This is a genomic window from Streptomyces sp. NPDC002309 (assembly GCF_053593375.1).
On sequence record NZ_JBSFCI010000027.1, the window covers coordinates 1 to 20,929 of the forward strand.

21 protein-coding genes are annotated in these 20,929 nt (G+C 73.3%); 5 read left to right on the top strand and 16 right to left on the bottom strand.

Annotation, left to right across the window (positions count from 1 at the left end; all coding sequences use genetic code 11):
- From ACWCPM_RS22590 to ACWCPM_RS22600, 3 genes are all read right to left on the bottom strand, one after another.
- Positions 1 to 1,652: phytoene desaturase family protein (locus tag ACWCPM_RS22590; RefSeq protein WP_450978035.1), on the bottom strand; the 1,652-nt coding region annotated here is incomplete at its 3' end.
- A 78-nt stretch (positions 1,653 to 1,730) separates the two neighbouring features.
- A complete protein-coding gene (locus tag ACWCPM_RS22595; protein ID WP_450978036.1) occupies positions 1,731 to 3,929 on the bottom strand; it encodes a tetratricopeptide repeat protein in 2,199 nt (732 codons plus the stop codon).
- A 62-nt stretch (positions 3,930 to 3,991) separates the two neighbouring features.
- The gene (locus tag ACWCPM_RS22600; RefSeq protein ID WP_450978129.1) at positions 3,992 to 4,789 is read right to left on the bottom strand and encodes an oxygenase MpaB family protein; all 798 of its coding nucleotides are present in this window, start codon (positions 4,787 to 4,789) and stop codon (positions 3,992 to 3,994) included.
- A gap of 372 nt (positions 4,790 to 5,161) precedes the next feature.
- Between ACWCPM_RS22600 and ACWCPM_RS22605 the strand changes: the two genes are divergently transcribed.
- A complete protein-coding gene (locus ACWCPM_RS22605; RefSeq protein ID WP_450978037.1) occupies positions 5,162 to 5,848 on the top strand; it encodes an SDR family oxidoreductase in 687 nt (228 codons plus the stop codon).
- A 106-nt stretch (positions 5,849 to 5,954) separates the two neighbouring features.
- Positions 5,955 to 6,713 carry an SDR family oxidoreductase gene (locus ACWCPM_RS22610; protein ID WP_450978038.1) on the top strand — a complete coding sequence of 253 codons (759 nt, stop codon included), beginning with the start codon at positions 5,955 to 5,957 and terminating at the stop codon, positions 6,711 to 6,713.
- Positions 6,714 to 6,738: 25 nt separating this feature from the next.
- Here ACWCPM_RS22610 and ACWCPM_RS22615 read toward each other — a convergent pair whose 3' ends face one another.
- Together ACWCPM_RS22615 and ACWCPM_RS22620 are read right to left on the bottom strand one after the other, a co-directional pair.
- Positions 6,739 to 7,917 carry an acyl-CoA dehydrogenase family protein gene (locus ACWCPM_RS22615; protein ID WP_450978039.1) on the bottom strand — a complete coding sequence of 393 codons (1,179 nt, stop codon included), beginning with the start codon at positions 7,915 to 7,917 and terminating at the stop codon, positions 6,739 to 6,741.
- A 91-nt stretch (positions 7,918 to 8,008) separates the two neighbouring features.
- On the bottom strand, positions 8,009 to 8,383 hold the full coding sequence (locus tag ACWCPM_RS22620) for a ferredoxin (RefSeq protein WP_450978040.1): 375 nt from the start codon (positions 8,381 to 8,383) through the stop codon (positions 8,009 to 8,011).
- Between the two features lie 98 nt (positions 8,384 to 8,481).
- Between ACWCPM_RS22620 and ACWCPM_RS22625 the strand changes: the two genes are divergently transcribed.
- Positions 8,482 to 8,847, top strand: coding sequence for a DUF6479 family protein (locus tag ACWCPM_RS22625; RefSeq protein WP_450978041.1), 366 nt, complete (start codon positions 8,482 to 8,484; stop codon positions 8,845 to 8,847).
- 59 nt (positions 8,848 to 8,906) lie between these two features.
- Here the strand turns inward: ACWCPM_RS22625 and ACWCPM_RS22630 are convergent, their stop codons facing one another.
- From ACWCPM_RS22630 to ACWCPM_RS22670, 9 genes are all read right to left on the bottom strand, one after another.
- Complete coding sequence (locus tag ACWCPM_RS22630) at positions 8,907 to 9,362, bottom strand: RpiB/LacA/LacB family sugar-phosphate isomerase (RefSeq protein WP_450978042.1); 456 nt, start codon at positions 9,360 to 9,362, stop codon at positions 8,907 to 8,909.
- An 86-nt stretch (positions 9,363 to 9,448) separates the two neighbouring features.
- On the bottom strand, positions 9,449 to 10,339 hold the full coding sequence (locus tag ACWCPM_RS22635; protein WP_450978043.1) for an NAD(P)-dependent oxidoreductase: 891 nt from the start codon (positions 10,337 to 10,339) through the stop codon (positions 9,449 to 9,451).
- A gap of 101 nt (positions 10,340 to 10,440) precedes the next feature.
- Entirely contained in the window at positions 10,441 to 12,810 is a 2,370-nt protein-coding gene (locus ACWCPM_RS22640) for a glycoside hydrolase family 65 protein (protein WP_450978044.1), read from the bottom strand.
- Positions 12,811 to 12,983: 173 nt separating this feature from the next.
- Positions 12,984 to 13,388, bottom strand: a complete 405-nt coding sequence (locus ACWCPM_RS22645; RefSeq protein ID WP_450978045.1) for a luciferase domain-containing protein — start codon at positions 13,386 to 13,388, stop codon at positions 12,984 to 12,986.
- Positions 13,389 to 13,458: 70 nt separating this feature from the next.
- Entirely contained in the window at positions 13,459 to 14,427 is a 969-nt protein-coding gene (locus ACWCPM_RS22650; protein ID WP_450978046.1) for an ATP-grasp domain-containing protein, read from the bottom strand.
- Between the two features lie 320 nt (positions 14,428 to 14,747).
- Positions 14,748 to 15,191, bottom strand: a complete 444-nt coding sequence (locus tag ACWCPM_RS22655; protein WP_450978047.1) for a DUF7144 family membrane protein — start codon at positions 15,189 to 15,191, stop codon at positions 14,748 to 14,750.
- Between the two features lie 57 nt (positions 15,192 to 15,248).
- Entirely contained in the window at positions 15,249 to 15,731 is a 483-nt protein-coding gene (locus tag ACWCPM_RS22660; RefSeq protein ID WP_450978048.1) for an SHOCT domain-containing protein, read from the bottom strand.
- A 113-nt stretch (positions 15,732 to 15,844) separates the two neighbouring features.
- Positions 15,845 to 17,179, bottom strand: coding sequence for a hypothetical protein (locus ACWCPM_RS22665; protein WP_450978049.1), 1,335 nt, complete (start codon positions 17,177 to 17,179; stop codon positions 15,845 to 15,847).
- A gap of 12 nt (positions 17,180 to 17,191) precedes the next feature.
- Positions 17,192 to 17,851, bottom strand: coding sequence for an HdeD family acid-resistance protein (locus tag ACWCPM_RS22670; protein ID WP_450978050.1), 660 nt, complete (start codon positions 17,849 to 17,851; stop codon positions 17,192 to 17,194).
- Positions 17,852 to 18,051: 200 nt separating this feature from the next.
- Between ACWCPM_RS22670 and ACWCPM_RS22675 the strand changes: the two genes are divergently transcribed.
- Together ACWCPM_RS22675 and ACWCPM_RS22680 are read left to right on the top strand one after the other, a co-directional pair.
- Entirely contained in the window at positions 18,052 to 18,594 is a 543-nt protein-coding gene (locus tag ACWCPM_RS22675; RefSeq protein WP_450978130.1) for a potassium channel family protein, read from the top strand.
- Positions 18,591 to 20,000, top strand: coding sequence for a DUF2252 domain-containing protein (locus ACWCPM_RS22680; RefSeq protein WP_450978051.1), 1,410 nt, complete (start codon positions 18,591 to 18,593; stop codon positions 19,998 to 20,000). Before ACWCPM_RS22675 ends, ACWCPM_RS22680 begins: the two co-directional genes overlap by 4 nt.
- 6 nt (positions 20,001 to 20,006) lie before the next feature.
- On the opposite strand, the gene ACWCPM_RS22685 is transcribed toward ACWCPM_RS22680, so the two are convergent.
- Complete coding sequence (locus tag ACWCPM_RS22685; protein WP_450978052.1) at positions 20,007 to 20,204, bottom strand: hypothetical protein; 198 nt, start codon at positions 20,202 to 20,204, stop codon at positions 20,007 to 20,009.
- A 115-nt stretch (positions 20,205 to 20,319) separates the two neighbouring features.
- Positions 20,320 to 20,844, bottom strand: a complete 525-nt coding sequence (locus tag ACWCPM_RS22690) for a hypothetical protein (protein ID WP_450978053.1) — start codon at positions 20,842 to 20,844, stop codon at positions 20,320 to 20,322.
- Positions 20,845 to 20,929: the final 85 nt, after the last annotated feature.

A 20,929-nucleotide genomic window follows, 5' to 3' on the forward strand; every position in this document is an offset into this window, starting at 1 on the left:
CAGCGGACGCCCTCGAACTGGGTGTACTCGTTCATCGCCTTCGGGAAGGTGGTGTCCGGGTCGATGCCCGACTTCTCGAAGCCAGCATCAGGGCCCGCCTCCAGCACCGCCATGGCCGCGTTGTGCCCCGGCACCCCGCTCACCCCGCCGCCGCGCACGGCGCCCGCACCGCACAGCAGCACGTTGGCGTGCCGGGTCTCCACTCCCCAGCGGCCGGTGCCCTCCTGGGCGTACGGCCAGGACAGGTCGCGGTGGAAGATGTTGCCGCCGGGCAGCCGCAGGTCGCGTTCCAGGTCGAGCGGCGTCTTGGCCTCGATGCACGGCCGCCCGTCGGCGTCCGTCGCCAGGCAGTCCGCGAGAGGCTCGGCGAGGTGGGCGTCGAGCTGGGCGAGGGTCGGCTTCAGCAGGGCCTCGCGGGCGGCGGCGTTGTCCGCGGCGAACAACCGGGCCGGTGTGTGCAGTCCGAACAGCGTGAGGGTCTGGTAGCCCTGCTCGACCAGCTCCGGGGCGAGGATCGAGGGGTCGGTCAGGGAATGGCAGTAGATCTCGGAGGGCGGGACGGCCGGCAGTTCACCGGCGGCGGCCTGGGCGTGGGCGGCGGCCAGCTGCTCGTACCCCTCGGCGATGTGGAAGGTGCCGGCGAACGCCTCGCGCGGGTCGACCGAGGTGTCGCGCAGTCTCGGCAGCCGCTTCAGCAGCATGTTGACCTTGAGCTGGGCGCCCTCGGCCGGGGCGGGCGGGGCGTCGCCGGTGAGGGCGGCCAGTTCCTGTGGCGAGGCGCCCACGAGGACGTGCCGGGCGACGGCGACGCCCTCGCCGTCGTGCGTGCGGTAGGCGACCTCGGCGGTGCGCCCGTCGGTGTCGATCCGCAGGACCTCGTGACCGGTGGCGATGACGGCGCCCGCCTCCCGGGCGGCGGTGGTGAGCGCGCCGGTCAGGGCTCCCATACCGCCGACGGGGACGTCCCAGTCGCCGGTGCCGCCGCCGATCACGTGGTAGAGGAAGCACCGGTTCTGACGCAGTTCCGCGTCGTGCGCGTCGGCGAACGTCCCGATCAGCGCGTCGGTCAGGACCACTCCGCGCACCAGGTCGTCGGCGAACCGGTCCTCGACTGCGACGCCGATGGGCTCCTCGAAGAGCATCCGCCAGGCGTCCTCGTCGTCGACGCGCCGGCGCAGCTCCTCCCGCGTGGGCAGCGGTTCCGTCAGCGTGGGGAAGACCCGCTGGGCGACGCGGCCGGTCATGCCGTAGAAGCGCTGCCAGGCCTCGTACTCGCGGTCCCCGCCGGTGAGCCGGGCGAATGCCTCCCGGGTCCGTTCCTCGCCACCGCCGACGAGCAGCCCCGTCGGACGTCCGTCGCGCTCGACGGGGGTGTACGACGAGATGGTGCGGGAGCGCAGCCGGAAGTCCAGGCCGAGCTCCCGCACGATCTTCTGCGGGAGCAGGCTGACCAGGTAGGAGTAGCGCGAGAGGCGGGCCTCGACGCCCGGGAAGGGGCGGGTGGAGACGGCGGCGCCACCGGTGTGGTCCAGCCGTTCCAGCACCAGTACCGACCGTCCGGCGCGGGCCAGGTAGGCGGCGGCGACCAGGCCGTTGTGGCCGCCTCCGACGATGACGGCGTCGTACGCGCGGGATCCCTCGTGTGCAGGCATGGTTCTTGGTAACACGTGATGATCCCGACCGGCCAGGGCGGGTCCGGCCCAGGCCCGTCAGACCCCGTGCCGGTCCCCCTACCGGCGCAGCTCCGCCACCCTGCGGTACAACTCCGCCGCCTCCTGCCCCCGGCCGAGCTGTTCCAGGCAGTGCGCCTCGTCGCCCCGGCCCGCGAGGGTGTCGGGGTGGCCGGCGCCCAGGACGCGTTCGCGGGCGTCGGCGACCGCGCGGTACTCGGCGAGCGCGTCGGCCCAGCGGCCCAGCCAGCCGTGCCCGACGGCGATCTCACGGCGGCTGACCAGGGTGTCGGGGTGGTCGGGGCCGAGCACGCGGTCGCGGATCGCGCGCACGTCACGGGACTCGGTGAGGGCCTCCTCCCAGCGTCCGAGACGGCCGAGGTTCACCCCGAGGCCGTGCCGGGCGCGCAAGGTCTCCGGGTGGTCGGAGCCGTGGAGGCGCGTGCGGTCGTCGACCAAGGCGCGGTACACCTCGAGCGCCTCCACGCCGCGGTTCAGACGGCCGAGGCTGATGCCGATCTCATGGCGGGCGGCGAGGGTGTCGGGGTGGTCGGCGCCCAGCGCCCGGCCGCGGGCCTCGGCGACCTCCCGGTAGGTGTCCAGCGCCTCCTGCCAGCGACCCAGCTGACCGAGCACGTAGGCCACTTCGTAGCGGGTGACCAAGGTGTCGGGATGTCCGGCCCCGAGCACCCGGGCGCGGGCCTCGGCCACCTCGGAGGCCAGACGGTGGGAATCCTCCAGGCGGCCGAGTCTGCTGAGGTTGAAGGCGAGGTTGTGACGGCAGCGCAGCGTGTCGGGGTGGTCGGCGCCGACAGTGCGCTCGCGCACCGTGAGCACCGACGTGTACACCTGGTGCGCCTCCAGGGGCCGCCCCAACTGGCCGAGTTCGTACGCCGTCTCCTGCCGGGCGGCGAGGGTGTCGGGGTGCTCGGTGCCGAGCAGCCGCTCACGTGCCCGGGCCACGTGCGTGTACTCGCGCAGGGCGTCGGCCGCGCGGCCGGTGCGGCTGAGGGTGAAGGCGACCTCGTAGCGGCTCGCGAGGGTGTCGGGGTGATCGGCTCCGAGGAGGTGCTCGCGTTCGGCCGCGACCGCGCGGTGCACCTCGCCCGCCTCCGTCCAGCGCCCGAGGCGCGCGAGGCTCAGGCCCGCGTTGTGGCGTCCGGCCAGGGTGGTGAGCGCCTCCTCGGGCGGGTCGGGCGGGATGTCCGGCACCGGGAGGGGCGTGGGGACGGTGGCGGGGCGGGCGATCCACTCGCCGGTGAGTCCGTCGCGGGCGGCGTCCGGCGGCGGGGTGCGCAGCGCGGCGCCGGCCGCCTTGTGGCCGGTGGTCATGCCGTGCGTCCAGGACGGCAGCCGGGCCTGGCGGGTGGAGGGTTCGACGGCGAGCACGGTCGGGACGTACGCGGGTGCGGTCCGGGCCGCGCTGATTCTTCGCCCCAGTTCACCTGCGTCACCGGGCCGTTGCTCCGGTTGCTTGGCGAGCAGGTCCAGGATGATCCGCTCCAGGTGGGCGGGCAGGTCGGCGCGGTGGCTGCGCGGCGGCACGGGCGGGGTGTCGCGGTGCCCGACGAGGATCGCCCAGGCGTCACCGAGGTCGAACGGCGGTACTCCGGTGGCCAGTTCGTAGAGCACGCACCCCAGGGAGTACAGGTCGCTGCGCTGGTCCACGTCCTCGCCGCCGATCTGCTCCGGCGACATGTAGTGCGGGGTGCCCATGGCGACACCGGTCCCGGTCAGCCGGGAGGTGAAGCCGATGTCGGCGCCCAGGCGGGCGATCCCGAAGTCGCAGATCTTCACCGTGCCGTCGGTCAGCCGCACCATGTTGGCGGGCTTGAGGTCCCGGTGCACGATGCCCTGCCGGTGGGTGTACTCCAGGGCCGCGGAGACCTGCTCGGCGATGTCGACTATGTCCGGGACGGGCAGCGGACGGCGTTCGTCGTCCTCCAGCACCTGACTGAGGTTGCGGCCCTGGAGCAGCTCCATCACCAGGTACAGCACCCCGTCGGACTCGCCGAAGTCGTGCACGACGGTCACCCCGCGGTGCTGGAGCCCGGCGGCCACCCGGGCCTCACGGCGGAACCTCTCCCGCAGCACGCCGGTGAAGGACTGGTCGTGGAGCGGGCCGAGGGGCTTGAGGCACTTCACGGCGACATGCCGGCCGAGCGACTCGTCGCGCGCCCGCCACACCTCGCCCATGCCGCCGCGCCCGATCGGATCCAGCAGCCGGTAGCGGCCATGGATCAGCCTGGTCTCCCCCATCGCGTGCTGTCGCCCCCGTCGCTGTGAGCCCCGCCCTCCCCTGGCACGAACAGTATGGCCACCTACGGTGCGAGTTTGTACGGCGCGGGGCGGGCGGCCGGGCCGAGCCGGGCCATGGCGCGCAGGATGTGCCGGGGCGGAAGTTGCCATCGCACATGTGCGGGGACGGCTCGCAGCAGTGCGCCGGTGCGGCGCAGACGGCGGGTGACGACGTCGGGCGCGGGTGCCGGACGGCCGTACAACTCCCGTGCGTACGGCGGCAGTGAGGCGTACGCGAGGCCGGCGACCCGGCTCCACAGCAGTTCGCGCAGTGGCACCAGCGCGGTGGGGGCCGGCGGGCGGCGCAGGAAGGCGTCGACCTCCATGGCCTCCGGCCCGGCGGCGAGTTCGTGCCGTACCTCGCCGAAGTAGGCGGCCAGCTCCGCCCGGTCGCCCGGTACGCCGCCGGGATCGAGGCCGACCAGGCGGGCGCCGACCCGCTGTTCGCGTACGTAGCGGTCGGCCTGGGCGTCGGAGAGGGGGTATCCGGAGCGGCGCAGCACGTGCAGATACGAGTCGATCTCGGCGCAGTGCACCCACAGCAGCAGGCCGGGGTCGTCCACCGGGTACGCCTCGCCGGTCTCCGGGTCGGTGGCGCGCAGCATGGCGTGGATCTTCCGGACACGGGCACCGGCCCGCTCCGCGGCGTCGCTGGTGCCGTACGTCGTGGTGCCGACGAAGTTCGCGGTGCGCATCAGGCGCCCCCAGGCGTCGCGCCGGAAGTCGCTGTTCTGCAGGACGCCGCGGACCGCGCGCGGGTGCAGTGCCTGGAGGTGGAGCGCGCGGATGCCGGCGATCCACATCATCGGGTCGCCGTGCATCTGCCAGGTCACCGAAGCGGGGGTGAACAGTCCTGGATCACCCGCCGCACGGGTCCGCGGTCCGGTCTCCGGGACGGCGGTGCGGCGCCTGGTGACGCCACCGGACCTCCGTGCTGCCAACGAACTCACCTCGCCTGGGATCCGCGTGCCGCGATCGCCTCCCCACTCTCCCTCAGCCGGCGCGCCCGCGATACGTCCGCCGCGAACACGTCCGCCGTGGTACGCCTCCCGCCGCACCGGCGGGGCGACGGCCGGGCCCGGCTCGCCACATGCAGAGCCCGGGCATCCGGTGCAGGCTGGCAGTGGAGGAAGGGTGCGTCGCTCTCCCCGATCGCCCGTCGGCCCCGCGGGCGCCGGCAGGAAGGAAGCGCGATGGAGATCGCAGGATCGATCGCCCTGGTCACGGGAGCCAATCGCGGCATCGGACGAGAGTTCACGCGCGCGCTGAGAAACCGCGGCGCGGCCAAGGTGTACGCCGGTGCGCGCGATCCGGCGAGCGTGCGGGACGAGGGCGTCACCGCGCTGCGCCTGGACGTCACCAGACCCGAGGAGGTCGCCGCGGCGGCGGAGGCGGCGGGGGACGTCACCGTCGTGGTCAACAACGCCGGAGTCGGGGGTTTCACCACGCAGCTGTTCAAGGGCCCGCTGGACGGCGCCCGCGAGGCGATGGAGATCAACTACTTCGGCACCTGGATCGTCTCCCGCGCCTTCGCCCCCGTGCTGGCCCGCAACGGCGGCGGAGCCCTGGTGAACATGCTCTCGGCGGCGTCCTGGGCCTTCCGGCCGCAGTATCCCGGGTACGCGGCCTCCAAGGCGGCCCAGTGGTCGCTGACGGGCTCGCTGCGTGAGGGCCTGCGCGACCAGGGGACGCTCGTGATCGGGGTGCACGCCGGTTTCGTGGAGACGGAACTGAGTTCCTTCACGGACGCGCCGAAGATCAGCCCGGCCGACGTCGTGGAGCAGACCCTGGACGCCCTGGCGGACGACCGCGTCGAGGTCCTCGCCGACGAGCGGACCAGGCAGGCCAAACAGGCCCTGTCCCGACCCCTCGAACGGTGAGCGGCGCCGGTGCCGCCCCCGACGGGTGGATGCCGTGCCCACTCCTGGCACGGAGGAGTCACCGGATCACCGCTCGCATGCTCGCGCGCACCGCTGAGGAGGGTTCATGAGTGTCGAGCCGTCGGCGGGCCGCGGCCCGCGGGAGCCGGCCCTGTCCGGACAGACCCTGGTCGTGATCGGCGGGAGCGCGGGCATCGGGCTGGCGACCGCCGCGCACGCCCGTGCGGAGGGAGCGGAGGCCGTCCTCACCGGACGCGACCCCGAGCGGCTGCGTGCCGCGGCCGAGGAGGTGGGCGCGCTCGCCACCGCCGCCTTCGACGCGGGCGATCCGGCGGAGCTGCGGCGCTTCTTCGGGGAGCTGTCCCGTCCGGTCGACCATGTGATGGTCACGGCGGGACACCCGACCTACGGGAATCTGCTGGACATGGACGACGAGGAGGTGCGCGCGGCGATCACGGGGCACATGGTGCTGGCCGTCGACGTCGCGCGCAACGCCGTGGGGGTGGTGCGGCCGGGCGGCTCGCTGGTGCTGCTGGGCGGCACGGGCGCCCGGAAGGTCCGCGCCGGCCTCGGGAGCGCGCCCGCGGCCACCGCGGCGATGCCCGCCCTCACCGCGAGCCTGGCGCTCGAACTCGCCCCGGTCCGGGTCAACCTGATCGCGGCCGGGTTCGTGGACACACCGCTGTCGGCCAGGCTCCTCGGCGAGGGACTGGACGACCGCCGTGCCGAACTGCGGGCCACGCTGCCGATCGGCCGTGTCGTCGTACCGGCGGACGTCGCGGCGCTCGCGGTCCACCTGATGACCAACACGGCACTGACCGGCGCGACCTACGACGTCGACGGCGGCCAGCAGTTCGTCGGCTGAGCTCGCACGGGGCGGTCCGCAGCGGTCAGCGTCGTACCCTCGGCATGCCCAGGCCGATCCAGGAGATGATCTCGCGCTGGATCTCGTTGTTGCCGCCGCCGAAGGTGAAGATGACCGCGGAGCGGTAGCCGCGCTCCAGTTCGCCGTGCAGCACCGCGCCGGCGGAGCCCTCCTGCAGGGCGCCGGTCGCGCCCACGACCTCCATGAGCCAGGCGTAGGCGTCGCGGCGTGCCTCCGAGCCGTAGACCTTGACGGCGGAGGCGTCCTGCGGGGTGAGGGTGCCGTGCTGGACGGCGCTGACCATCTGCCAGTTGAGCAGCTTCATGGCGTCCAGGCGGGTGTGGGTCCGGGCCAGTCGGCGGCGCACCCAGGGCAGGTCGATGACACGGCGGCCGTCGGTGAGCTTGGTGCGGCCCGCCCAGCGCCGGACGTCGTGCAGGGCGCGGATCGCCATGGTGCCGTGCGCGGCGAGGGTGACGCGTTCGTGGTTGAGCTGGTTGGTGATCAGCCGCCAGCCCTGGTTCTCCTCGCCGACCCGTCGGGAGACGGGGACGCGGATGTTCTCGTAGTAGCTGGCCGTGGTGTCGTGGCCGGCGAGGGTGTTGATGAGGGTGCACGAGTAGCCGGGGTCGGAGGTCGGCACGAGGAGCATGGTGATGCCCCGGTGCGGCGGGGCGTCCGGGTCGGTGCGCACGGCCAGCCAGACCCAGTCGGCGGTGTCGCCGTTGGTGGTCCAGATCTTGTGGCCGTCCACCACGTAGACGTCGCCCTCGCGCACCGCGCGGGTCTTGAGGGCGGCGAGATCGGTGCCCGCGCCGGGCTCGCTGTAGCCGATCGCGAAGTCGATCTCCCCGGCGAGGATCTTCGGCAGGAAGTACGCCTTCTGCTCCTCGGTGCCGTACTGCATGATCGTCGGCCCGACGGTGTTGAGGGCCATCAGCGGCAGCGGCACGCCCGCCTGGGCTGCCTCGTCGAAGAAGATGAACTGCTCCATGGCGGTCAGCCCGCGTCCGCCGTACTCCTCGGGCCAGCCGACGCCGAGCCGGCCGTCCCTGCCGAGCCGGCGGACGGTGTCGCGGTAGAAGCGCTTCTGCGCGGCGGGCCCGTCGTGCCGCACATGCGCGTCGTCCGGCACCAACTCGGCGAAGTAGGCGCGCAGTTCGTTGCGCAGCTGCTGCTGCTCGGGCGTGTAGTCGAGGTGCACGGCGCCTCCAGGCTCCCCAGGGCCGGTCCTGCCTGACGGCGCACACCGTAGAACGTGTTCCAGAAATTGGGAATGGCGGCGGTACGGGAAGTCAGCCCAGCGCGCTCAGGAACTCCGTGCACGCCCGGGCGCAGCCGCGGCACGCCTCCGCCGCGCGCTCGGCGGCGGGGTGTCCGTCGAAGACGTGCGCCGACTCCAGGCACACGGCCCGGCACCACTCCAGCTGGACCCGCAGTCCGCCCTCGTCGGCGAGGCTCTGCTCGGACAGCATCCGGCAGGTCGCGTCGCAGACCTCCGCACACATGATCCCCTTGCGGCGCAGGAGTTCCTGATCCTCGGTACCGTCCGGATCCACCAGGCTCGCACGCAGCGCGCACGCCCGGGCACAGTCGGTGCACGCCTGCGCACAGGCGAAGCGGTCCTCCAGGAACCGGAAGACGTCCTGCTGCGAAGTCGTCGAAGTCACACCGCGCGGGTAGCCCTCGAGGCCACTGCCAAACCCCTACCGGGAGGGTGGGATCCGGCGGCCGGATTTGATGTCTGATTTAAGGGTATTCAGCCGATATGAACACAGCCTCCATGCAGCTGGCAGCGCCGAGTGGGCTGCTCAGCCTTGTCCTGTTCGTGGTCGCCATCGCCGTCGTCGGGGTGCTGGGGGGAAGCTTCTGGCTGGGCAACCGGATCAAGTTCAACGAGCCCCCTCGCCCACGCCCGGAGGAGCAGCCGAAGCTGCCGCCGGAAGGCGCCGTCCACGAGGTCCGCCAGAACCGGGAGCCCGACGAGGTGCCCGTGATGCCCAAGGGAGGCCGCCCGCTCACCCCGTACGAGCTGACCAACATGCAAACGAAGCCCGGTACCGGCACGGACCGGCGCCGCTGGAGCACGGGCACGACCGGCTCGTTCGGCGGAGGCGGGCTCGGCGCGCACTGACCGCCGCACCACCGCGTCAGCGGCCGCGGGGCACCGTGCCTCGCGGCCGCCGGGACGCGTCAGGGCAGGGCGCGGACGTCGTCCAGCTGCTCGACGCGCGCCACGTTCCCCCGGTCCTCGGCGTCCTCGCTGAGCTCTCCGGCGAACCACGCGTCGAGGATCTCCTTCAGGACCGGCCCGGAGGTCAGCCGCAGACTGAGCGCCAGCACGTTGGCGTCGTTCCAGCGGCGGGCGCCGTCGGCCGCGTAGGCGTCCCCGCACAGGGCGGCGCGGACGCCCGGCACCTTGTTCGCCGCGATGGACGCGCCCGTGCCGGTCCAGCAGCACACCACGGCCATCGCCGAGGTCCCGTCAGCCACGTCCCGCGCGGCGGCCGACGAGCACGCCGCCCACTGCGGGTCGTCGCCGGGACGCAGGGCGCCGTGGGTCAGCACCTCGTGCCCACGGCTTCGCAGCTCCGTGACGAGCAGGCGGGCGACGGGTTCGTCCATGTCCGAGGAGACGGAGATCCGCATGTCGCGGAGCCTACGCCAGACGCGGCTCGGGCGGAGGCCCGCTCGCCGCCCTGCGGGGAGCGCCGACCGGGCCGGAGGGAGGGCTGTCAGGCGGGCGGCGCCTCGTCGAAGCTGGCGAAGTACGCGGCGGCCATGTCCTCGTCGCCGTGACCCTGCTCGGCGGCGCGGGCGAACCGCCTCGCCCCCGCGGCCGCCAGGTCGAGCCGCACGCCGTTGCGCTCCCCCGCCTCGACGATCAGCCGGGCGTCCTTGGCGGCCGTGGTCACCGCGAACTGGGGCGGGGACAGCCGTCCGTCGAGGATCATTCCGCTCTTGACGCGCAGATAGCCCATGTCGAGCCCGCCGCCGGCGATGGCGTCGAAGAAGTGCTGCGGGTCCACACCGAGCGCCCGGGCCAGCGCGAGGGTCTCGCCGGCCGCGTTGGTGACGGCGAGGACCCAGCTGTTGGCGACCAGCTTCAGCCGGGTCGCGGTGCCGGCGGCGCCGTCCTCGCCGGTCCACACCGTACGCGCGCCGACCGCGTCGAAGACCGGGATGACCGCTTCCCGGCCCTCGACGGGACCGGCGGCGAGCACCAGCAGTTGTCCGTCCTCGGCGGGCTGACGGGTGCCGAGGACGGGGGCGTCGTAGAAGGCGAGGCCGTGCTCCCGTGCGAAGGCGGCGAGTTCGCCGACGGACTCCACGCCCGCGGTCGTCGACTGCGACCATGCGGTGCCGGCGCGCAGGGCGGGGGCCGCCTGGCGCATCACGTCCAGGGCGGTCGCCCCGTCGTAGAGGATCGTGAGGACGACGTCGGCGCCCTCGACGGCCTCCGCGGGGGTGTCCGCGACGTGAGCGCCGACGGCGGCGAGCGGTTCGGCCTTGGCGCGGCTGCGGTTCCAGGCGCGGACGGTGTGTCCCGCCCGGGCGATGTTCCGGGCCATCGCGGCGCCCATGATGCCGGTGCCCAGGACGCTCACGGTGAGTGTGTCGGTCATGCTCGACTTCCCTGTCGGTGCGGTGTCGGGTGGGATGGACGTGGGGTGATCGCTGTCGTGGTCGGGCGGTCGTCCCCGGAGGTGCTGGTGTCGCGCCGCGCTCAGTCCGGCAGCAGCAGGCGTCCCGTCTCCCCCGGCTCCAGACGCACCGCCCGGTCCGGCAGGCGTACGTCGACCGGGGTGGCGTCGGACGACGGGACGGTGATCTCCAGACGGCCGTGGCGCAGACGCAGGCGGACGCCCCAGTTGCCCTGGTACCGCAGGGAGAAGCCGTAGGACGACAGCTCCGGCAGCGGGACCGGATCCAGCCACAGGGCGCCCTCGCGGGTCTCCAGACCGGTCAGGCCGCGCTGGACGAGGTCGAGGGTGCCGGCCATGGCGCCGAGGTGGATGCCCTCGCCGGTGGTGCCGCCCTGCACGTCGGCGATGTCGCCGCGCAAGGCCTCCTGCACGAACTGCCAGGCCTCGGCGCGCCGTGCCCGGGCGAGGATCCAGCCGTGCACGAGGCCGCTGAGGGTGGAGCCGTGACTGGTGCGGTGGAGGTAGTAGTCGACGGTGCGCCGCCAGGTCTCCTCGTCGACGCGCACCCCCAGCCGAGCGAACACGCCGTGCAGTTCGTCCGGTGAGAACAGGTAGCCGAGCATCAGCACGTCGGCCTGCTTGGACGCCTGGTAGCGGTTGACCGCGTCGCCCTCGGCCTCCAGGATCCGGTCCAGCCTGCGGATGTCGCCGTACTCCTTCCGGTACCGGTGCCAGTCGAGCTCGGCCAGGGCGCCGAAGCCCTCGAACTGACTGATGACACCGTCGTGGAAGGGCACGTGCAGGGCGCGGGAGACCTCCTCCCACTGGTCGAGTTCGGCGTCGTCCAGGCCCGTGCGCTCGGCGAGTTCGCGGCGCCGTGGCTCGGGCAGGCCGCTCAGCAGCTCCAGTGTGCGGGTGAGCACCCAGGAGGCGGTGACGTTGGTGTAGGCGTTGTCGTCCAGGCCCGGCCGCTCGGCGCCGGGGTAGGCGTCGTGGTATTCGTCCGGGCCGACCACGCCCCGGATGCGGTACCGGCCGAGGGCCTTGTCGTAGTGCGCCGCGTCGGCCCAGAAGCGGGCGATCTGGAGCAGCATCTCGGCGGCTTTGGTGTGCCGGAACTCGATGTCGCCGCTGGTCTCGCAGTACTGCCACACGTTGTACGCGATGGCCGAGCCGACATGGTGCTGGAGGTGGGAGTTGTCGGGCAGCCAGCGGCCCGAGCGCGGGTTGAGGTGGAGCTGCTGGGTCTCCTCACGGCCGTCGCTGCCGCTCTGCCAGGGGTACATCGCGCCCCGGCGTCCGACGTCCAGGGCGGCGGTGCAGGCCTGTTCGAGGCGGCGGTGGCGGTAGCGCAGCAGTGCCCGGGAGACCTCGGGGAAGTGCAGGTTGAGGAAGGGCAGGACGAACAGCTCGTCCCAGAAGACATGGCCGCGGTACGCCTCGCCGTGCAGTCCCCGCGCGGGCACGCCGACGTCGAGGTCGGCGGTGTGCGGGGACAGCGTCTGGAGCACGTGGAACAGGTGCAGCCGCAGGATGCTGCCGGCCTCGCCGGCGACGTCGAGGTCGGCGCGGCGCCAGAGCTGGGCCCAGGCGGTGCGGTGGCCGCGCAGCAGGTCGTCGAAGCCGGGGGCGCGGCCGACCCGGGCGACCGCCGCGTACAGCGGATCGCTGATCGCCGGGTCGCGCGAGGTGTGCAGGGCGACGGTCTTGTCGACGGTGGCGGTGCGGCCGGGCACCAGGTTCAGCCGGATCCGCTGGGTGGTGCGCGGCCGGGCGTGCCGGACGGTGACGGGCGCGTCGGCCGTGAGCCGTGACGCGATGCCGACGCGGATGTCGGAGGTGCGGGTGCGGCAGCGCAGCCACACCGTGTCGTGCTCGGCGGTGCCCGCGTGCTCGTGGGTGAGGTGCCGGCCGTCCAGGTCCCGGTAGCGGCCGACGCCGGCGTTGCGGACGCCGCCGTCGAGCCCGGCCTCGACGTGCAGTTCGCCGGAGAAGCCGTCGGCGGTGAACTCGGTGCGCAGCGCCGCCAGATGCGGGTCGCCCATGTGCACCATCCGCTGCTGGCGCACCGTGAGGGCCCGCCCGTTGCCGAGGCCGAAACGGGTCAGCCGCTCCAGCACCCCCGAGGACAGATGCAGCACCAGACGGTGTTCGAGCACGGTCGCGGTGTCCGGGGTGAGCCAGGGCCGGCCGCGCAGCCGGAAGCGCAGCTGCAGCCAGTTGGGCAGGTTGACCATGTCCTCGTTCTCGACCCTGCGACCGCCCACGTCGGAGACGAGCCGGTTGTAGCAGCCGGCCACATAGGTCCCGGGGTAGTGGACGTCGTCCGCCGAGCACTCGGGAAGCGCTCCCCGGGTGGCGAAGTAGCCGTTGCCGAGTGTGCACAGCGACTCGCGCAGCCGCTCGTCGGCCGGCTCGTAGCCCTCGTACTCCCAGGTCCAGGCCGTCACCTCGGTGCTCCTCCCGCAACGGGCGGCGCGCCGAGATCCGGTACGGCCGGCTCGGCACCGTGCGCAAGCAGTGTCTCCCCGGCGCACTGCCCAGGGGTGTGGCCCACGCCGGTGACGAGCGGGAACCGCGCCGAAGGGGTCCTGACCCGCCCGCGGGGCGGCCTGCCCCGTCCCTAGGGAGCCGGTTGCGCCACGCCGGCCGGGTCGCGGCGCAGGACCGTGACCCGGTGGAGGTTGCACCCGGCGGACGGGGCGGGTTCTCCCGGGGGCTCCTCCTGAGCCTGGAGGGCGACGCTCACCAGGCCCAGCAGCAGGTCGACATCCGTTTCGCAGTCGAGGTGGACGGTCACCCACCGGGAGCCGGGTACCAGCCGGATCGCCGAGGAGACGGTGAGGTCCTGGGCGAACCGCCCGACCGCCCGGCTCGTGAGGTTGACGTCCACGTCATGGGCCGTGTGGAAGTGGGCTATCTCGCTGCGGGTGGAGCGAACTGCCCGCCCTGTGCCGCAACCGGCCGGTCCCGCCGTGAGGTCGGGCCAGGATTCCAGTTGCTCCAGGGCGCGCTGGACCAGAGTCATGTCCCCATCGTCACCGCATCACCCCACGGATACCAGTGGTTGGACACTTCGTAACCCAGGCGTGAGGATCTCAGGCGGGCAGCCGCCGTGCCGGACGCGCCCTGCGGGCCGCCGCCAGGGCGTTGAGATGCGCCTCGACGTAGGGCACGGCCGCCGTCTCGACCTCGCCCTCGACGAAGGCGGGCTGGACGTTCACCTCGAAGACCACCCCGCCGTTCTCGATGGCGAGGTCGACCCCCGCGAAGGGCAGCCCGACCGAGGCGGTGGCCGCGACGGCCAGCTGGGCGAGGCGCGGCGGGAGGGCGGACGGGGCGATGGGCACGGCGGTCGCGCCCTGGCAGGTGTTGCAGGGGATGTCCGGCTCGGGCTGGACGTGCTCGCGGGCGTGGATGACACGGCCGCCGAGGACGAAGACGCGGTACTGGTGGCGTGAACCGTCGGCCGTGACGTTGCCGGCGTCCCGGGACAGCAGCCAGTCGGTGCCGCGGTCGGCGTAGAAGGCGGTCGCCCGCTCCACCTCCTCCTCGGTGGTGACGTGGAAGGTGTCGCCGCCCCCGGTGCCGACGACGGGCCGGGCCCAGGTGTCCCGGCCCAGCTTGTCGAAGGCGGCCAGCGCCTCGGTCACTCCGGGCCGGGACAGCACGGCGGTCTCCATGTGGGCGATGCCGTCCCGCCGGAAGCGCTCCACGGTGAGGTCCTTCTCGGTGGCGGTCCGCCAGGCGGCGACGCCGGTGCCGAGGGTCACCACGTCGTGGTGTTCCAGGAGGCGCTGGAAGGCGACCAGTTCGCTGCGGCGGTGCGGGGGGATCTCGTAGAGCAGGATGATGTCGGGCACGAGGTCGAGCTGCTCGTCGGGGACGTGCAGCCGTAAGCCGTCCCCGGCCGGGACGCCTCGACCGGTGCCACCGGTCGCGAAGTGGCGCGAGTCGATGGGGACGGGGGCGGCACCGGTGAGCAGCTCCACGGCGCGGGTGAGGTACTCGGCGCAGCCCTCGGGCGAGGTGGGGTCGGTGATCAGGGCGATGCACGGGCGGGACACGGCGGCCTCCAGTGGTTCTCGACGCACGGGTGCCGCACACACTCGGTCGCGCGGTCCGAGCCAACTCACGGGGTGGTCCCGGCCGCGCGGGCGGTCGGCGGCGGCCCTCGCTGCGGGGCCACGCGTGCCGGACACCCGGCGCGGACCGGGGCGCCACACTGTAGGCGCACGGCGGAACGCCATGACAGGGCGCACACACGCCCGCCGCCTGCTCCCGTCTCTGCGCCGTCCGCCCCCTGGTGTGCGCCTTGCGGGCGGTGGCGACAGCCGCTGCCGGACACCGGGTCCGGGGTTCGCGCCGGCGGGTGTTCCCCCGGGCCTCACCCGTCACGCGGCCCGCGGCCGAGCGGGGCGAGGTCCTCCTTCCGGGCGACGCACAGCGCCCAGATGACGAACCCGGAGAACGCGATCATCAGGACCGACCAGAGCGGGGAGTACGGCAGCGAGAGGAAGTTCGCGATGACGATGAGTCCGGCGATCACCACGCCGCCGACCCGCGCCCAGGTCGCCGCCTGGAACAGGCCGACGCTGACGGCCACCGCGACCGCTCCGAGGACCAGATGGATCCAGCCCCAGCCGGTGAGGTCGAACTTGAACACATAGCTCGGTGTGGTGACGAAGACGTTGTCCTGGGCGATCGCCATGATCCCGCGGAAGACGGCGAGTATCCCGGAGATCATGAGCAGGATGGCCCCGAAGACCATCAGCCCCGCGGCCCACTGGTGCCGCGTCGTGTGCGTGCCTGGCGTGTGTGTGGCGGTCATGTCCGTCCTCGGCTTCCTGTCGCTCGGTCGTGGTGGTGTGGTGGTGCGTTCGTGGGGTCAGTGGTGGGCCTCGGTGCCGGTCGGGGTGCCGGCCGCGGTGCCGGTTCCGGGCTGGGGGCCGTGGCCGGCCAGGACGAGTTCCTTGGCGCGGCGGAACTCGTCGTCCGTGATGTCCCCGCGGGCGCGGATCTCGGACAGCTTGGCGAGTTCGTCGGCGCTCGTCGGACCGCTGCCGCCGCCCGCCGTCTCGCGGATGTAGGAGTCGAACGCCTGCTGCTGCGCCCGGGCGTGCTTGATCTCCCTGCCGCCCATGCCCTTGCCTCGGGCGATGAGGTAGATGAACACGCCGAGGAACGGGAGCACGATGACGAGCACCAGCCAGCCCGTCTTGCCCCAGCCGCTGAGGCCGTCGTCGCGGAAGATGTCGCCGATGATGCGGAAGAGCAGGATGAACCACATGATCCACAGGAAGAACCAGAGCAGGGTCCAGAACATGCTCAGCAGCGGATAGTCGTAGGCGAGGTAGATCTGAGTGCTCATCCTTCGTCTCCGTTCGGAGCAGGGCACGACGGGCGTCGCCCGCCGATCCAGGCTGCGCTCGGCGTCGCGCGGGGGCCTCACCCGGCGGGGGTGACCCGGCCGGCGCGGACGCCTCATGGCGCCCGGGGCACGGTCCGTCCCGGCCCGCCGGCCGCCGCGAGGAGCGCGAGGACCACCAGGACCAGCAGGACGAGGCCGACGACGAGGGCCACGGCCCCGACCGTCGGGTAGTTCCACAGCACGAGGGTGAGGACGCCGGCCGCGACGACGATGCCGGTGGTCCACGAACGGTGGGTTCCCAGCCACTCTCCGGCGGCCCCGGTGCTCAGGCCCCGGCGCCGCAGCGCGCGGCCCGTGGCGTCGGTGCCGCGCGTCACCGTGCGGCGCACCCAGAGGGCCGCGCGCCCCGGGCCGTACAGGTAGGCGGCGAGCGCGGTGACCACGGCGACGACGAGCAGGGTGCGCGTGCTGTCACGCAGGAAGCGCACGAAGGTGTCGTAGATCGCCTGGGCGGCGTCGGGCGGCAGCGTCGTGGGGGGTACGGCGTCCAGGTACACCCGGCGCATCACGGCCAGGGCGATCAGCAGGAGCACCATCATCAGGGCCACGCCCGTGGCCGTGACCAGCAGCATCGCCCGGTGTGCCGGGGCGGTCCACACCGCCAGGGCGGCGAGTACGACGGCCAGCACGGGCAGCCACAGGCCGACGACGTCCAGCACGCGCATGCCTGCCTGCGCCTCGGAGAGTTTGTCGCTCTCGAACAGGGTGATCTGCCGGTCCGGATCGGGGATGGCGGAGGCACGCTCGAAGCCCGCGTCGACGAGCCGCTTCTTGACCTCGTCGATCACGGTGCCGAGGTCCAGGACGACCTTGTCCTGCTCGGCGCGCACCGCCCCGGTCCGGCTCCCGGTGAGGACGTCGACCACCGCCGTGTGGGCGCGCCGGTTGGCGGCGACCCACGCCTGCTCGAAGACGTCGCTGGTGACCACGCGGTCGACGACGCTGTGCACGGCGCTGGTGACGGCGGCGCGAAGGGGACCGGTGAGCACACCGCTCCGGTCGACGACGGCCGGTGGTGCCCCGGCGTCCGCGAGTGCCTCGCCGAGCCACTTCGTGACCGCCTCGACGTTCACCTCGGCCACGACCCGGTCGGTCAGCCGGTCGGTGATCGCCGACTGCACTGCCGGATCGGAGCCCAGCGGCGCGACGGTCTGCACGTACCGGTCGGTGTCGGCGACCTCCGAGTCCACCCAGGTCGCGACCACGGCGAGCGGCGACAGCAGGAGGGCGACAAGGAGCAGGACCGACGCGCCGGCGTAGCGGGCCTTGCGGTGGTGCACGGCGGCGGCGCGACGGAGCCTGCGGTACTCGGCCTGCTCCTCGGCGGTCAGCGTGACCCGGTTCTCCGCGTCGCCGCCGGAGGGTGGAGGTGCGGGGGTGTGGTCCATGGGGTCTCCTCCTCACGCCTCGGCCGGCGGGCCGGCGCCGCGGCCGAGGCCCGCCTTGCGCAACGCGGCCCGCCAGGCGAGGGCGACGGCCACCTCGACCAGGCCGAGCAGCACCAGCCACAGCCCGAGCAGCCTGGTCAGGGCGACGGCCGACTCCGTGGGCAGGGCCAGCACGACGACGCCCGCGACGACACCGAGGGCTCCGGCGCCGAAGAGGACGCCGCGGTGGGGCAGGGTCTTGGCGGCGAGGGCCGCGTAGGCGGTCAGCATGCCGGTGACGAGCCAGACGATCCCGACGATCAGGGACAGCGCGGCGATCGTCTGCAGCGGATGTCTCAGGCACAGCACTCCCGCCAGCACGTACAGCACGGCGAGGAGCAGACCGGGCAGCCTCTCGCCGTGTTCCTGGGCGAAGACGGCGACGAAGCGGAAGCCCCCGGTCACCAGGAGGTACAGCCCGATGAGGACGGCCAGGACGTGCAGCGTCCCCTGCGGCCAGACCAGGACGAGGACGCCGGGCACCAGCGCCGCCAGCGCCGAACCCAGCAGCCACGTCCACGAGCCGCCCAGCCGTGCGAGCAGTTCCTCGGGGTCCCCGCCCGGGGCGGGTGTCGCGCCGCCGGCCGAGGGGCCCGGCGCGGACCGGGCTGCCGGATCGGGCGAAACGGTCATGGCTCCTCCTCGCGGGGGTCCGGCGCGGCGCGGGGCTGTCGGTGCGACAGGTGCGCGGTGCCGTCCTGACGTGCCACCGGGTCAGCGTCGCGCCGCCCGCGGAGGCACCGGATCACCCATGGCGGGTGATCCGCGGACGGCGGCGCGGCGCTGAGGTGGTTGCGGTGCACGGTTCCCGGCGGAACGGAGCGGAGATGGACATGCCGTCGCGTCCCGGCCGGCGGATGGCGCTCATGGCGGTCGTCCGCGGGAGCGTCATCACGGCCGGTCTGGTGACGGCCTACTTCCTGATCCCGATGGAGAACGTCGACGCGGAGACCGTGGCGTGGCTCGTGTGCGGCCTGCTGGCCGTCGTGGTCGTCTTCTCCTGGGAGATCCGCACCATCGTGCGCTCGCCCCATCCGCGGCTGAAGGCCGTGGAGGCGCTGGCCGCCACCGTGCCGCTGTTCCTGCTGCTCTTCGCCAGCGCCTACTACCTGCTGGGCCGTTCCTGCCCCGCCGCCTTCAGCGAGCCGTTGACCAGGACGGACGCCCTGTACTTCGCCCTCACCACGTTCGCCACCGTGGGCTACGGCGACATCACCGCCCGCTCCCAGACCGGCCGGGTGCTGGCGATGCTCCAGATGACGGGCGGGCTGCTGCTGGTGGGCGTCGCCGCGCGGGTGCTGGCGGGCGCGGTGCAGGCGGGGCTGGCGCAGCGGCGGAGCCGTGCGGTGGACGACGCGGGAGGACGACGACCATGACCCTGCCGACCGCGTTCGCCGTCCCCCCGACCGTCGCCGAGCGGGCGGCGTACGGCCGGGCGGCACGCAGCCGCGCCTCGCGTTCGTGCCACGGCTGGTTCGAGGCGGATCAGCGACGACCCGATCCCGTGGACGTCCTGGAGCACCAGTCCGCCGGCCGCGTCCGGGAACTCGTGCCCGTCCGGTACGGGCGGATGCTCGAATCACCGTTCCGCTTCTACCGGGGCGCGGCGGCGGTCATGGCGGCGGACCTCGGCCCGCTGCCCAGCAGCGGACTGACGGCGCAGTTGTGCGGAGACGCCCATCTGCTGAACTTCCGCCTGCTCGCCTCGCCCGAGCGGCACCTGGTCTTCGACATCAACGACTTCGACGAGACGCATTCCGGTCCGTTCGAATGGGATGTGAAACGCCTGGCGGCGAGTTTCGTCATCGCGGGGCGGGCCAACGGGTTCTCGCTGGTGGAACAGAACCGCGCCGTCGACGCCTGCGTCCGGGCGTACCGCAAGCGGATGCGCGCGTTCGCCGGCATGGGGACGCTGGACGTCTGGTACGCCCAGGACGACGTCCGCCATCTGCGCGCGCTGCTGGAGGCCCCGATGGACAGGGAGGCCCGGCGGCGCACCGCCCGGGCCTCGGCGAAGGCCCGTACCCGCACCCGTCTCCAGGCCTTCGAGCAGCTCACCCGGCCCACGGCGCAGGGCCGGCGCATCGCGCCGGACCCGCCGCTGATCACTCCGCTGCGCGACCTGGTGCCCGGCGCGGGCGAGGAGGACCAGGCCCAGGAACTCGGCGCGCTGCTGGACAGGTACACCCACAGCCTGTCCTCCGAGCGCCGGCTCCTGCTGCGCCGCTACCGGCTGGTGGACGTGGCCCGCAAGGTGGTGGGGGTGGGCAGCGTGGGCACGCGCTGCTGGATCGCGCTGCTGCTCGGCCGGGACGACGACGATCCGCTGCTGCTGCAGGCGAAGGAGGCCCAGGAGTCGGTGCTGGCCCCGCACACGGGCGGCGAGCGGTACGACAACCAGGGCCGCCGGGTCGTGGCCGGGCAGCGTCTCATCCAGACGTCCAGCGACATCTTCCTCGGCTGGACGCACACGGTCGGTCTCGACGGCCGGGACCGGGACTTCTACGTCCGTCAGCTGCGCGACTGGAAGGGGATCGCCCGGCCGGAGACCATGGACCCGGGCCTGATGGCGGTCTTCGGCGGACTGTGCGGGGGTTCGCTCGCGCGGGCCCACGCGCGTTCGGGCGATCCCGTCGCCATCGCCGCCTACCTCGGTGGCAGCGCCCGTTTCGAACGGGCGCTGACCGAGTTCGCCCAGTCCTACGCCGACCGCAACGAGCGGGACCACGACGGGTTGAAGGCCGCCGCCCTGTCCGGCCGCGTCACGGCCGACGGGTACTGAGGAGCGTCACTGCGCCAGCCGGCGCATCTCCACCACGGTCAGACCGAGCGCCTGGAAGCGGGCCAGCAGCCCGTACAGCTGCGCCTCGTCCACGACCGGGCCGTAGAACACCGTCTGACCGGCCATCACCACGTGCTCCAGTTCGGGGAAGGAGGCGGTCAGCGTCTCCGACACCTGCCCGTCGACGCGAATCTCATAGCGCATGGGCTGCTCTCCCGCGGGCGACTTGCACCGGGCCGGCTGCGGCCACCCTGCGATCGTGCGCCTCCGGGGCCCGTGCGGCCTCACCCCGGGCAGGTGACCTCGCGGATTCCCGGTGTCAGTGGGTCACCGCGAGTTTGAAGCCGACGATCAGCATGCCGATCACGAAATTCACCACCGCGGCGACGGCCAGCATGCGCGCGCTCGCCCCGGCGCGGCGGGCCGCGGCGATCGACCAGCCCACCTGGCCGGCCACGGCGACTCCGAGCGCCAGCCAGGCGGCTCCCGGTACGTCCAGACCCAGCAGCGGGCTGATCGCCACCGCCGCGGCGGGCGGCACGGCGGCCTTGAGGATCGGCCACTCGTCACGGCAGACGTGCCCGAGCACCCGGCGGCTGAGGGGCTGCTGCGCGAGCCGCGCCCCGAACACCTGGGCGTAGACGTGCGCCATCCAGAAGACCGCGCCCGTGAGGAGGAGCAGCAGCACCAGATGCACCAGCGGGAACGAGCCGAGGGTGCCGGTCCCGGCCACCACGGAGGCGGCGAGCATCGATCCGTAGACGCCGCCCGTGTAGTCGGTGTGCGCCCGCCGCTCGGCCGCACGCGCGGCCCGGTCGGATGCCTGTCGTCCGCGGGCTTTCACCGTCCGGCCTCCTCGGGTCGCGCGGGCCCGGCGACGGGCGGCGGCACCCTGGTCATGGACCACCGCCGGGAAGGCGGTCGCTCGG